Origin of the sequence: Microbacterium sp. Root280D1, from assembly GCF_001428975.1 — a bacterium.
Lineage (GTDB): Bacteria > Actinomycetota > Actinomycetes > Actinomycetales > Microbacteriaceae > Microbacterium.
The window spans coordinates 393,514-406,973 of record NZ_LMJK01000003.1; the positions used below are offsets into that span (position 1 = coordinate 393,514).

At 67.9% G+C, this 13,460-nt stretch carries 8 protein-coding genes; 5 read left to right on the plus strand and 3 right to left on the minus strand.

What is annotated here, in order from left to right; all coding sequences use genetic code 11:
- Positions 1 to 138 precede the first annotated feature (138 nt).
- From ASE34_RS14360 to ASE34_RS14380, 5 genes are read left to right on the plus strand one after another with little or no spacing between them, the layout of a single operon-like run.
- Positions 139 to 1,284: a GSCFA domain-containing protein gene (locus ASE34_RS14360; protein ID WP_056279710.1), complete on the plus strand. Its 1,146-nt coding sequence runs from the start codon at positions 139 to 141 to the stop codon at positions 1,282 to 1,284.
- Between the two features lie 4 nt (positions 1,285 to 1,288).
- Positions 1,289 to 2,074: a hypothetical protein gene (locus tag ASE34_RS14365; RefSeq protein WP_056279712.1), complete on the plus strand. Its 786-nt coding sequence runs from the start codon at positions 1,289 to 1,291 to the stop codon at positions 2,072 to 2,074.
- On the plus strand, positions 2,071 to 3,663 hold the full coding sequence (locus ASE34_RS14370) for a polysaccharide pyruvyl transferase family protein (protein ID WP_056279714.1): 1,593 nt from the start codon (positions 2,071 to 2,073) through the stop codon (positions 3,661 to 3,663). Before ASE34_RS14365 ends, ASE34_RS14370 begins: the two co-directional genes overlap by 4 nt.
- The gene (locus tag ASE34_RS14375) at positions 3,660 to 4,751 is read left to right on the plus strand and encodes a glycosyltransferase family 4 protein (protein ID WP_056279715.1); all 1,092 of its coding nucleotides are present in this window, start codon (positions 3,660 to 3,662) and stop codon (positions 4,749 to 4,751) included. The genes ASE34_RS14370 and ASE34_RS14375 overlap by 4 nt, the downstream gene beginning before the upstream one ends.
- Positions 4,748 to 7,573: a glycosyltransferase family 2 protein gene (locus ASE34_RS14380; protein ID WP_056279717.1), complete on the plus strand. Its 2,826-nt coding sequence runs from the start codon at positions 4,748 to 4,750 to the stop codon at positions 7,571 to 7,573. The genes ASE34_RS14375 and ASE34_RS14380 overlap by 4 nt, the downstream gene beginning before the upstream one ends.
- Positions 7,574 to 7,656: 83 nt before the next feature.
- Here ASE34_RS14380 and ASE34_RS14385 read toward each other — a convergent pair whose 3' ends face one another.
- From ASE34_RS14385 to ASE34_RS14395, 3 genes are read right to left on the minus strand one after another with little or no spacing between them, the layout of a single operon-like run.
- The gene (locus ASE34_RS14385; RefSeq protein WP_056279719.1) at positions 7,657 to 10,032 is read right to left on the minus strand and encodes a glycosyltransferase; all 2,376 of its coding nucleotides are present in this window, start codon (positions 10,030 to 10,032) and stop codon (positions 7,657 to 7,659) included.
- Between the two features lie 11 nt (positions 10,033 to 10,043).
- Positions 10,044 to 12,389 (minus strand): glycosyltransferase, encoded by a 2,346-nt coding sequence (locus ASE34_RS14390; RefSeq protein ID WP_056279720.1) that lies wholly within the window; start codon positions 12,387 to 12,389, stop codon positions 10,044 to 10,046.
- Between the two features lie 15 nt (positions 12,390 to 12,404).
- Positions 12,405 to 13,451 (minus strand): hypothetical protein, encoded by a 1,047-nt coding sequence (locus ASE34_RS14395; protein ID WP_157538282.1) that lies wholly within the window; start codon positions 13,449 to 13,451, stop codon positions 12,405 to 12,407.
- Between the last annotated feature and the right edge of the window lie 9 nt (positions 13,452 to 13,460).

Genomic DNA, 13,460 nt, shown 5'->3' on the forward strand with positions numbered 1-13,460 from the left:
TGATCGAGGAAGTCGAGCACTCCGGCTCCGCGTGACATGAGGCGCGCACGGCCCAGGATCGAAGGTCGGGTCCATCCCGACGTCGGCCCTGGGCCGAGCGAAATGGCAGTAGAGGATATCGGGGGAGATGGATATCAGATGAGCACCGAATCACAGTCAGGCACACCGGTCGCGCGATCGCCCTACCGGGGGCGGCCTGGTCGTACTTTCTGGAAGAAGTCCATCTCGGGTCGAGATGTCACCGACCTGCAGGGCATCTACACGAAGAAGTTCGAGATCGATCCGAGCTCCTCCGTGGCTACCGCGGGCAGCTGTTTCGCACAGCACATCTCCCGGTACCTGCGCGGGGCCGGCTACAACGTCGTGGACGCCGAGCCCGGACCCGGCAACGTCGACGTCGAACTGCTGCGAGAGCACGGCTACGGCGTCTACTCCGCCCGCTACGGCAACATCTACTTCGTCCGGCAACTGCTGCAGCTCGCCCAGGAGGCGTTCTCCGGCTCCGTGCGCGAGGACATCGCCTGGCAGCGGGGCGATCGCTGGTTCGACGCACTCCGTCCTGCCGTCGAGCCCGAGGGCCTCGCCAGTGCTGCACACGTGGAACGACAGCGCGCCGAGCACATCGTCGCAGTGAGATCGGTCCTCACGGACTCCGATGTCCTCGTCTTCACGCTGGGGCTCACGGAGGGATGGGAGGATGTCCGATCCGGAACGATCTACCCGACCGCTCCCGGCACCATCGCGGGCGATTACGATCCTGACCGTTACCGGTTCCACAATTTCACCGTCTCCGAGATCGTGCAGGACTTCACCGAGTTCCGCACCCTCGTGCGGACCGTGAACCCCGGCATCAAGTTCCTGCTGACGGTTTCGCCCGTCCCGCTCGCCGCGACCGCAACCGACGACAACGTCCTGGTCGCCACCACCTACTCCAAAGCCGTACTGCGTGCAGCGGCGGGGATGCTGGCATCGGAATTCGATGACATCGACTACTTCCCGTCCTACGAGATCGTCACCTCCCACGCGCCCGGCAATGAGCCGTTCGACGAGACCGGGCGAAACGTGCGGCCCGAGACTGTCGAGAAGGTGATGGCCTACTTCCTGTCCGAGCATGTGGCGCGAGGCGCCGAGGCGGACGCGGATGCAGATGCCGAACACCCGGTCGCCCCTCCGGCGTCCCCCGAGGCCGCCGGCCGGAATCCGAAGTCGGCCGACTATGAGGCCGTCGACGAGCGCGTCTTCTGCGAGGAAGCGATTCTGGAGGCTTTCGCCGATGAGGATTGAATTCGTGGGGAACTCCCACCTGGGAACCATCGCGCCCGCGCTGACGAAGGCGCGAGGCGATCGAGATGTCGCGCACTTCATCTCGCGAACGTACGGGACTGTCGATGCGGTCGTCGTCAGCGACTCGGGCACGGTCGAGCTCCCTTTCATCAAGCTGGAGGATCCGCCGCGATACGGCGCGGAGATCGATGTGCGACGCGCCGACGCTATCGTCGCGGTCGGCCTCAACTTCTCCTTGGTCCAGATGGTCAAGCTCTGGCAGAGCTTCGCTCCCGTCGACGCCGTCGGAGACTACGGAGTGCCGTCGCTCAGCGACGCGGTCTGGAACGCGTATGTCGATGCGGCGTTCGACCAGATCTTCATGGCGCGCCTCACCCGACTGCTGGTGGACGTCGGAGCCGCGCAGGTGATCGTGATTCCGCAACCTGCTCCTGCGGAGTGGGTGTCTTCGAGAGACGGCGAGAAGTTCGCACTGTACGGGCGCCTGGCGTCGAGCGGCGACTGGAACAGAGTGCGCTCGGACTTCGCGCGACAGGTGCGTCGGCTCGAGGACGAGGGTGTGCGGGTGTTCTCACAGCCCGGCCCGACTCTCACCGCCGACGGTTTCACCGAGAACGTCCACGCGATGGGCGATCCCTCCGACACCGGAGCCGATTCGTTCTATTCCCGTGGAGATTTTTACCACATGAACAGGTCTTTCGCCGCCGCGCTCGCGACCGGATTCTACGATTGGCTCGGTGAGCCGGGCCAATCGCCGGCGAGTGGCGACCCGATGAAGGCAGGATCGTGACAGCCACGAGCGGAGCTCTGCTGACCCGTCTCGGAGGCATCGACGTCCTCTCGTGGAACCCGCTGCGAACGGCCGAGGGCGAACCCGGCGGCCGTCTGGTCAACAACTTCGGAGATCTGCTCGGACCTCTGCTGGTGGAGCGGATACTCGGTGACCTGAGCATGAGGGCGTCTTCGACGGAGTCCTCCGAGGCGCCGGTGCTGATCACGATCGGTTCGGTGCTTCACTTCGCACCGGAGGGCGCGGTCGTCTGGGGCACCGGGGTGAACTTCAAACTCGCATCCAAGCTGCCGCCCCACTTCGAGACGCTCGACATCCGCAGCGTTCGGGGTCCCCACTCCGCCCGTCTCATCACGGCCAAGGGGGGCAGGGTGCCGGCCGTGTTCGGCGATCCTGCGCTTCTGCTCCCGCGGTTCATGCCGGAGCTGAGAATCTGGGGCCGTACCGGAGCGGGCGGGATGCTCATCGCCCCGAACCTCAACGACTTCGAAGAGATGTCGCAGAGCGCGACCTCGCTCGGCTACACAGTGCTCGATCCGAGAGCGCCGTTGAACGCAGTGCTCCGGACGATCGCCGGGAGCGGCTTCGTCGTGGGGAGCTCGCTGCACGCCATCGCGATCGCGGATTCGCTCGGCATCCCGGCGCGCTTCGTGGTGTCCGCCGCCGAGGGAGCACTCAAGTACCGCGACTATCTGGCGGGAACCGGTCGGCCGCTCACGAGGATCTCGGGGGACATCTCCGCTGCCATCGACCTCGGCGGACACACGGCGCCGGACGTCGACCTCGACGCCCTGCTCTCCGCATTCCCGCACGACCTGTGGGGTCGTGCATCGTCGTCCGCGCGACCCGCCGTCTTCGACGACCGCGACGTCATTCTCGCGGCGTGGGCCGACGTGGGTGTCGCGTCGGGACCCGACGAATCCGGGAGCCGTGACCACTTCGTGCAGGAGGTGTTCCCTCATGTCGTCGAGGCGGGCCGCGCCCTGATCGAGGGCGATGACGGGACGGTCCGCTCCGTGTCTCGTCGTGCATTCGACGGCAGCTTCGCGGAAGCGCACGCATACCGACTCGCGCTGGTGCCCGGACTCGAGCACACGGACCTGTCGACGGCCGATGCAGGCCTGCTCGCGGCGCTCGACGGAGGGGACCCCGACAGATTCCTCCGCGCACTCTGGCTCGAGCGCGAAGGGCCGCACGCGCTGATGCGAGCTGTGCGCTCGGCTGAGGGGCTGCACGTCCTCTCGATAGCCCTGCGCGTGGGGACCCCCACCAACGAGGTGTCCGCCATCGAGGTGGTCTGTCAGGATGACGCCGGCAGGGAGAGCACCGCCGACCTGCCCGTCTTCGCGATGTACCACCGCCAATGGTCGATCGACCTCACCGCATCCGTCGCCATGGGCTCGGAGGTCGAGATCGATTCGGTCATCGTCCGCGTGACCCACGCGGACGGGTCATCCTCGCAGATCCCCGTCATGCGGGGGACCCAGGACCAGAGCACCCTCGTGGGGTACCCGTCGCTCGCGGACTCCGTGCCGTGGCGGGAAGCCGGTGCCGACATCAGTCTTCAGAATGGGACATTCACAGCGTGAGCGGAAAAATCCACGTCTTCCCCGCCTGGGCGCAGAATCCGTATCTGAACATGCTCTATGTCGGGGCACGCTCGGAAGGATGGCGCGTCGAGGGGTCCAAGACCATCGAGACGCTGGTCGACGCTCTGCCCGGCCTGACGGACGGCGACATCTTCCACATCCACTGGACGAGTCCCATCGTGAACTCGGACGGCACTCGTGACATCGCAGAGCGCTCCCTCAAGCGCTTCGCGGGGATCCTCCTGAGGCTGCGCAAGGCGGGCGTGCGGATCATCTGGACCGTCCACAACACGCTGGCTCACAACACCCCGTATCCGGACCTGGAGGTCAAGCTGGCGCGCCTCCTCGCGGAGCGCGCCGATCGGATCATCCAGCTGAACGCCAGCACCAGCGAGGCCGTCTCGGAGTTCTACGATCTCCCACCCGAGAAGATCGTCACCCTGAGGCACGCCAGCTATGCGGGTATCTACTCCGACCCGCCCTCCCAGGACCAGGCCCGTGAGCTTCTCGGGATACCGTCGTCCGCATCGGTGGTCGGATTCGTCGGGCAGATCCGCGGATACAAGGGCATCCCGACCCTGCTGCGCGCGGTGGGGAAGGCGTCATCCCACGTCGACGATCTCGTTCTGGTGCTCGCCGGAAAGACGGCACCCGAGGAGATCGCTCTGATCGAACGGGAGCTGCCGACGGGCGTGCCGACCGTGCGACGGCACTCGTTCATCAGCGACGCGAACATCTCGGCGTGGTTCGCGGCGTGCGACGTGCTGGTCTTCCCCTATGAGCGCGTGCTCAACTCCGGCAGCGTCCTGCTCTCGGCGACGTTCGCGCGACCGTGCATCCTGCCCGCCGAGCCTCATCTCATCGCGGAGTACGGCGCGCAGCCGTGGGTGACCTTCTACGACACCCGGCGCGATCCCGTGTCTGCCCTGGCGGACACGATCGCGGCTGCCTTCCCCGTGAGGGAGGACGTGCGAGCTGCGGCGACGCGATTCGCATCCGAATACTCGACGCTGCACATGGCCTGGGACTATGTGTCGATCATCGAGGACCTGACCGACTCTTCCACGCAGACCACGGAGGTGCCATGAACGAGGTCGCTGATCTGAGCGTGGTCGTCATCTTCCCCGAATCGCCCATGCATGTGAGCGACCTCCTGTGGTCGACCCTGCGAGAGGATTCCCCGACCCTGGACGTCGTCGTCGTCGTCGACGGGCGCAGCAGCCCGGACGTCGCGTCGGTCGTGCGCACGGCGGCGCGCTCTGATGCGCGTGTTCACGTGATCGACGCGGACAGCGCACGGGGGCGAAGCGCAGCGCTCGCCGCTGCTCTCGAGCGCTGCTCAGCCTCCTGGGTGACGGTCGCGGATGCCGACGGGCTCTCGATCCGGGGCGGCTACCGAGCCTTGGTCGCCAGCCTGCAGGCGTCCGGATCGGACATGGCTGTCGGAACCGCGGAGTCGATCGCCAAGCACCGCTACCGGATCGGTCGTGCAGTCGACGGCGCGCTCGACACGGACGCGACGAGCATCCTGCTGGAGGACCGGCCCGGCCTGGTCTCGGATGACATCCTGTGCGGCAAGGTGATGCGGCGCGATCTGATCCGTTCGCTCGTGCACGCGGAGGATCCGTGGCTCGAGGAGCTTCTCGTAGCCCGGCTGTATCTGGCTGCGGGCCGCGTCGATATCGTCTCGCGTTCCGTCGTCTTCTGCCGGGAACGTCCGAGCAAGAGCCCGGCTGCACCGATGTCCTCGCGCTGGGTCACGGACGAATCTCGCATCTGGGCTGCGCTCGCCGCTGCTCCGCTGGCAGTGCGCCAGTCGTATGCCCGCGAGGTGATCTCCCGTGACGTGCTGAACCCGAAGGCGCTCGATCTCCTCGCCGCCGGTCAGGAACGACCCGATGCGAAGGCTCTCGTCTACGATCTCGCGCGAGACCTCTCGACGACCTCGTTGTCGAATCTGACGATCTGGAAGCGCTGGCAGCTCGCGCTGATCGCGATGGGCCATGCTGCCCTGGTGGACGTCGCACGGCCCGATGGCCGCCCCATCGGGGTCGACGACGTGCCGAGCTTCGATTCGACCCCCCTTCTCGTCGACGCCTGGGCCCCGCTCGGGCTGCGCGGGGAGGAGGACCTCCGGGACGCGTTCATCGAGCGATTCGTGTCGCGACCCGGCGCGACATCGGGGGACCCCGACACCGACTCCGATGCCATCGACATCTCCGTCATCATCCCCACCTACAACGTGGTCCACTACGTGGACGAGCTCCTCGAGAGCATCCGAGCCTCCGTGGGCGTCAGGATCGAGATCATCGTCGTCGACGACGGGTCGACGGACGGGACTCAGGACAGAGTCCTCGCGCATCAGCGCGCGGACCCCCGGGTGCGTCTGGTGAGGTCTCCCGGGGCGGGCGGCGGCCAGGCGCGCGACGCCGGGATCGAGCTCGCCCGCGGAAAGTATCTCGCGTTCGCCGACGGTGATGACGTCGTCCCGCCACGCGCGTACGCGCACCTGCTGTCGCTCGCGCGCAGGTCGGATCCGGATGTCATCAACGGCAGCTATCTGAAGTTCTTCACGACCTCGACGTGGGACGCGGGCACCGGCTTCAATCAGGCCTATGCGCTCCCTCTCGAGAACGTCACGATCGAGACCCACCCCCAGCTGGTCAGGCACCGGGCGGTGTGGAACCGTCTCATCCGGCGCGAGCACTGGCAGCAGACCGCATTCCCCTTTCCCGGGGTTCCGCGATCGAACGACATCGTCGCGATGACGAGCGTCCTCTTGAGCGCGCGATCGATCGCGGTGTCCCCGCTGCCGGCGTACGTCTACAGAGACCGTCCGGGCGGGGGCTCCATGACCTCGCGCGCGGGCTCGACGGATTACACGGTGAGCTACTTCAGCGAAGAGGCGACGTGCGCCGCGCTGGTCCAGCAACGCGAGTCGGCGCCGGTGACCCGCGAGTACTGGGCGATGGTGCTCAACGCCGACGCCTGGCAGAACATCGGCAAGTTCCTCGAGCGTCGCTCCGGCGACCGCGCCGAGGACCGTCGGGTCGCGGAACAGATCGCGAAGCTGCTCTCGCGTGCGCCCCGCAACGAGCTCCGCAGACTGAAAGCAGAGAACCAGGTCGTCTGGGCGCTCGCCGCGGACGGTCGATTCAACGAGGCGCGGATCATGCTGCGCGCCGAGAAGTCGGCATCCACGCTGAACGCCGACCAGCTCATCCGTGCGCTGTCGGCTGCCGAGGCGCTGCCGACGATCCCTCGGGCCACGATCGACAGCCTCTCACTGAAATACCTGATGCGCCGGTTCATCAGTGATCCGTCATGGCGGACCGATGCCTTCTCGCCGGCCCTGCCGGTGCTGCGGAGACGTCTTCTGGATCCGAACGTCCCCCTTGCTGTCGTTCCCCACAGTCTGGAAGAACGGCTCGCGGGTGCCATCGTCGAGTCAGATGACGTCGACCTCGCCCGGCAGTCGATCAGTCCTCCGTCCGCCGGCATCGCCGCCACGCTGAGAAGCGGGGCGCGGACCACGCTGTCAGGCGCGATGACGGGACTGCGACCCGGGGGAGTCACGCGTCTCGTCGCTCGACAGTACCGAGACCGGGATCGAGTCCGGTTCCCGATCCGCCACTTCGACTTCGACGATCGCACCTGGTCGGCAGAGATCTCCCCCGAGCTCTTCCCTCGGGCAGGGGTGTGGGTGATCGAGCTCGAGTATGAGGACTCACTCGGGATGCGCCGGTCGCCCCTGAAGATCGAAGAGGCGGCCAACCGGTTCTTCCCCGGTCGGTTCCAGCGCCTGACGGCGGCCAGCGCGGGCAAGAACCGCTCCATGATCCGTGTGAGGGACTCGATCGTCGAGCGGGTCGGTCACCGAGCGTCGCGCATCACGGGCAAGCGCGGCTGATCGGCAACCGCCGTCACCGACCCGGCGCGATGGCCGTCACCGACCCGCTGTGATGTCGATCATCGAACTCTCGCGACGGGGTGTCACGTGAGCGTGCGCTTGATCCTTCGAGCGATCGGACCCATCCAGGGAGCGACCTCGATGAGTCTTCTCGCTGCCGGAGCGGCACGCTGTGTGGCGCGCGCCCGCCACGTCGTCGCGACCCTCGCCGGCGTCCCGGGCGTGCTTCCGGCCGCACCGCGAGAGCGCTGAGGCCCGGAGCGCGTCGCCGCGTGCTCCTCGGCGAAGGTGATGGAGAGGTCGATGAGCTGCCGGACGTCGTCGACTGTCGGTACGGGTGACAGCTCGGACGGAAGCGCGCCCTCGACCAGCCGGCGATACAGCACCGCGAAATCGTGTGAGAGCTCTCGCTCGGCTGCGGCCAGCGACGCCGCCGACATGCGGGTGTAGACGTCGGCGTCGGCGACGACCTCGGCGATCTGTCGGGCGAGAGCCTCGGCATCCCCCCAGCCCGTCTTCGCGACGCCCCCGTTTCCATCGGTCACGGCCAACCACGGCAGGTCGTACATCGCGACCGGGAGACCCCGCGCCTGTGCCTCCGGGATCGTGAGGGGGTAGCCCTCGATGATGCTGGTGTTCACGAACAGATCGGACGAGTCGATGGCGGCACTGAGGGCGGCACCATGAAGCGGTCCCACCGCTTCGACGCGGTGCGCGAAGCGTCGCGCCTTCGCCATCCCGTTCAGCCGTGACGCCGTCATGTCGCGCCAGTCGGGGCCGATGATCCGGAGCCGGAAATCGACGCCCATCCGCTCGAGGTGCTCGGCGACGTCGATCAGCTCGCTGACCCTCTTGGTGCGTTGCTGCAGGCGGCCCCACCAGACCAGCTCGACGCGCCGCCCCGCAGGTGGGCGCCGCGGCGCGGTCGCGATTCCGGCAGAGAGCAGGTTAGACGACGGCGGATTGGGAAGGTAGGACACACGCGGCATCCCTCGCAGCTTCCAGAACGCGACGTCGAGTGGCGAGAGAACGACGAGATGCGAGAGCAGCGCGAAGTATCGCGGCGCGGATTCGAGGCGATCGAGACCGAGCAGCAGCGATCGACCGGCGAAGTTGTGCGACCACCCGATCGTGGCGACACCCTCAGCGCGTGCCGCGAGCGCGAAGGCCTGCCACGACGGTGAGTACTGCCACTGGTGGTCGATCACGAGATCCACCTCGTGCTGCGTGCAGATCTCGGCCCACTGGGCGAGCGAGCCGCCCAGGGTGTCCGCCGACACCTCGGCGAAGCCGACGCCGGCCGGAAGGTTCGAGAGATCACTGCCCGGCTCGCGGGCCACGACCGTCACGCGGAAGCCGGAGTCGTGCAGCACCCGAGCCTGAGAGATCACGACGCCGGAGATTCCACCGGTGCGCAGATGGTTCGTTGCGAGGATGATGCTGTGCACCGGTCGAGCGACGAGCTCGATCGCGTCGCCGTGGGCGGCGAGCGTGTCCATCGCCTTCGGCCAGTGCAGGGCGGTCGACTGCACGATGTCGTGGGCGGACGCCCGGGTGTACAGGTCGGCGAACATCGCGTCGCGCAGATCCGCACGGGTGTGCTCTGCCAGGTAGTGGGTGGTGTATCCGATGATGGCGCGTCGTACGGATGCGTAGGTCGAGAGCACGAGGTCAGGGTCGATGCTCGTGCCGGCGACCCGCAGGACGGCCGGCTCGATCGAATCGATGGATCGGATGGCTCCTGCGTAGAACGATGCGGTGCTGAGGTCACGCACCTTCTGGCCGCTTCCGCCTCGCCCGAAGTGATAACGGTACAGGCGGTCCGGGATCGATTCGAAGCGAGCGGCCAGCGCCGCAGCGAGGAAGGAGATCGGCAGGTCGTTGACCCTCGGCAGCACCAGGTCTGCGGGCATGAGCGCATAGGCATCGGCGAGGAGGCGGGTACGGAACAGGTAGCGCCACAACTGCCCTTGGGCAGGGCGATCCACCGGGAAGAGGCCGCGCAGGACATCGCTGCCTGTGAGAGTGGGGTGCTTCGGCTGCAGGCGTGACTCGAACGGCCCCCCGGTGCGCCCATCGAGACGCACGACCTCGACTCCGAACTGCACGAGATCAGCGCCGGTCTCCGTCGCCTTCTCGAGAGCTGCCCGGGCAGCCGTCTCCGCGAGTTCATCGTCACCGTCGAGGAACAGCAGATGATCGGCCTTCGCCGCGAGGATCCCGACGCGACGAGCCTGGTACGCCGACGCGTTCTGCTGCTGGCGGATGAGTCGCACGCGCGAGTCCCGAGCGCTGTAGCGTTCGACGATCGCGGCGGTGTCGTCGGTCGACGCGTCGTCGACCACGATGACCTCGATCGCTGCCAGCGTCTGCCGAAGACAGCTGTCGAGAGCGGTGGCGATCACGTCGGCATCGTTGAAGACGGGGACGACGATCGAGACGAGGGGAGTCGCTTGCATGTGGTCTCTCGCTATCGGCGCAGCAATACGCGCTTGACTTTGTTCGCCGCCGGTCGAAGCCACGGAGCAGCATCGATGACGCGGTGGCCGATGGGGGTCAGCTTCCGCTCGAGACGCTCCCCGAACGTACGCGGCTGCGACCGAGGGCGGAGTGCTGCGGGCGCGAGCGCCGTCGACCGAGAGGGCGCCGCTCGTGGCGGCGGGGTGCTCCGCTCGGCGAAGAAGACGAGCAGTTCGAGCACCTTGCGTCCGTCGTCGAGCGTGGGCTCGGGAGAGAGCTCCGCTGGAAGGCCACCATGCAGCAGCTGCTCGTAGAGCTGGGCGAAGTCGAACGAGGTGGCGTCAGCCGCGGCCAGGACGGAGGCTCTCGACATCGCTTCATACCGGGCCGGATCCGCGGCGACGTCCGCGATCGCCTGGGCGAGCGACTCCGGATCCTGCTGCGCCGTGGTGACGACGCCGGCGTTGTCCTGGATGAGCGACAGCCACGGCAGGTCGTACATCGCGATCGGAAGACCGCGTGACTGTGCCTCGGGGAGGGTGAGAGGGTACCCCTCGATGATGCTCGTGTTGACGAAGATGTCCGACGAATCGATCACCTCGAGGAGATCCGATCCATGCCGAGGACCGGTGGGCTCGACGCGGTCGGCCACGCCTCGGGTCGCGGCCAGATCCCGCAGCCGATCCGCGCTCATGTCGGCCCAGTCCGGACCGACGATCCGCAGCCGGAAGTCGATCCCGAGCCGCTGGAGCGCCGCGGCCACCTCCACCAGCTGCGTGACCTTCTTGGTGTGCTCTTCCAACCGCCCCCACCAGACGAGCTCCAGCCGGCGACCCGCCGGCGCCGGCTTCGCGCTGCGCGGTTCGCCGACGGCGAGGAGGAACGGCGACGGCGGGTTCGGGAGGTAGCTCACGTGACGGATGCCCCGGAGCTTCCAGAACGCCACATCGAGCGGAGAGAGCACCACCAGGTGCGCGAGCGCGCTCAGATGGGTCTGGAGCAGCGTCTGGAGGTCGTTCCCGTTGTACGTGGGGCGGCCTGCGAAGTTGTGTATCCAGCCGATGGTCGCCGACCCTGCCGAGCGGGCCGCGAGCGCGAACGAAGGCCAGTCGCGCGAATACAGGATGCGGTGGTCGATGACCACATCGACGGCGAAGCGTCGGCAGAACTGCGCCCACTGCGAAACGCGCTGACGTCGGCTCGTGCCGGTCAGTTGAACGAGCGTGGCGCCTTCGGGAACGAGCGATTCGGCGCTCCCGGGGCGATGCGTGACGATCGTCACCCGGTATCCGGCTCTGAGAAGGAACCGCGCCTGCGTGAGCAGCACACCCGAGACCCCGCCGGTGGTCAGCACATTGGTCGTCAGCAGCACGCTCCGCACCGGCGCGCGGCCGAGTTCGAGACGTTCCCCGTGCGTGACGAGCGCGGGGATCGCGTCGGGCGCGAAGGTCACGGCCGCCGCGATCAGGTCGAGGTCACCGACGCAGGATCGCAGCGTCTCGTGCGCGTGGGCCCGCGCCTCCGGCGGCAGCGCGGCGAAGGCGTCGAGTGCTTCCCCGATCGCGGTGAGATAGCCCGTGGTGTACCCGTCGAGCAGTGGCTCGGGGTCCGCGCTGTGTCGGGCCTTCTCCCGGACGGCCGGCTCGACGGCTTGCAACGACCTGACGTGGTGCATCGCTTGTTCGAGGCGCACCGGGTCAGCGGCGATGTCGCGCTGCTGCGATCGGCGCAGGTACTCGACCGTGCTGACTGCTCCATACGACGCCGCGGATGCGTAGGCCAGCAGCACGGCGCCCCGGTCGTCCATGAGCGGGCCGGAGTCGGTTGCGGACGTCGCGTACGCCCGTCGCAGCAGGTCGGTCTGGAACAGGTGTCGCGAGGGCACGAGCTCTGCGACGGTGTCCCGGGGGAGGAGGGCGCGGAGGATGTCGGGTCCGTGGAGAGGCCCCGCCTCAGCCGGGTGCGTCTCGCCCTTGCGGTCATCGGGCGACGTCTGGACGGCGAATCCGACGAGCTGCGCCTGCGATTCCACGGCGCAGCGGTGAAGCCGCATCGCGGCGCCGCGAGCCACGGTGTCTCCCGGCTCGAGCAGCAGCACGTACGGCGCCGTCGCGGCTTCGACCCCCGCCCGCCGGAGCTGCGAGCGGGCGGAGTCGGAAGGTCGGGTGATGGTGACGACACGCGGATCCGAGGTCGCCTCTGCGGAGGCGAGTCCGGTTCCGTCGGGGAGCACGCAGACGATCTCGATCTGGGCGAGTGACTGGGTGAGACACGATCGAAGGCTGCGCGCGACGGAGTCTGCTTCTGCGTCGGCGGGGACGATGAAGGAGACGAGAGGAGTCGAAGGCGTCGGCATGAGAGTCGTCCGGCGTCAGCGCGCGGCCGCGGCGGCGCGATACACCGCGAAGTACTGCTCGCTGATCAGGTTGGGGTCGCGCGCATCGAGGCGGGGGCGACCGGTGGGCGGATCTGCTCGCAATGCGGCGAGCTCGTTCTCGAGTGTCTGGGCGGTCAGCGGACCGGCATGGCGCCGCACCCATGAAGGGCCGACCTCGTCAGCGAGCGCCCGCGTCTGCGGGCTGTCCTCGACGAGCACGGGCCGATCCAGCGACAGAGCGAGCATGAGGACGCTCTGGGACCTGTGGTTCGTCGGCGCTGTGATGAGCACGATCTCCGCCTGGCTGATCTCCGAGACGCATTCTGCATCGGAGAGGAGCTCGTCGCGCAGCGACACCGTGTCGGTGAGGTCGGCAAGCGTTCGCGCGTAGGAGTCCTCGAGGTCGATCGGCACCTTGCCTGCGAGGCGCAGCGTCCAGCCGGGCAGGTCAGCGACTCCGAAGACGCTCACGGCCGGTCGGGACGACGGATGCAGGGTGTTGACCGCCGTGATCAGCACGCGGCCCGCGACGGCCTCTTCCCGAGGGAAGCCGAGGAACCGGTTGCGAAGGTGGCTGTGGCCGATGACGACCGTCGCTCTGCCGTCCGCCGCCGTCACGGCATCGAGCGATGTCACGGTCGTCGCTGCCGCATCGACGATCGCCTCCGCTCGGGACCGCGACCGATCCGCCTCCGTCTCGCGCACGGTGCGCACGAGGGCGATGCCTCGGCGTCGGAGCATCTTCGTGAAGCGCTTCGCCCGCCGTGTGCGCTCTCGGCCGCGAGTGCGGGGGCCGCCGATGACCGTCGCGATGTCGGTCAGGTGGATCACATCCACGCCGTGCGCCCGAAACGGGTCGGTGCGGAACTCCAGCACGGCGCCGGTCGGAGCACGACCCTCCGAGTCGTCGCCGACGAGTTCATCGACGTAGTCGACGCGATGCCGCGGCGGGCGCGAGGTGACGAGCACCGTCGGAACGGAAGCCTCGGTCGCGCCCGGTTCAGTCGCTGCTCCGGTCCTGGGGAGGGGCACGGAGAACACAGAGCCACC

Excerpts from the sequence above, each read along its gene's own strand:
- ASE34_RS14360 (WP_056279710.1), top strand. The coding sequence starts at position 139 with ATGAGCACCGAATCACAGTCAGGCACACCGGTCGCGCGATCGCCCTAC.
- ASE34_RS14380 (WP_056279717.1), top strand. The coding sequence starts at position 4,748 with ATGAACGAGGTCGCTGATCTGAGCGTGGTCGTCATCTTCCCCGAATCG.
- ASE34_RS14385 (WP_056279719.1), bottom strand. The coding sequence starts at position 10,032 with ATGCAAGCGACTCCCCTCGTCTCGATCGTCGTCCCCGTCTTCAACGAT.
- ASE34_RS14390 (WP_056279720.1), bottom strand. The coding sequence starts at position 12,389 with ATGCCGACGCCTTCGACTCCTCTCGTCTCCTTCATCGTCCCCGCCGAC.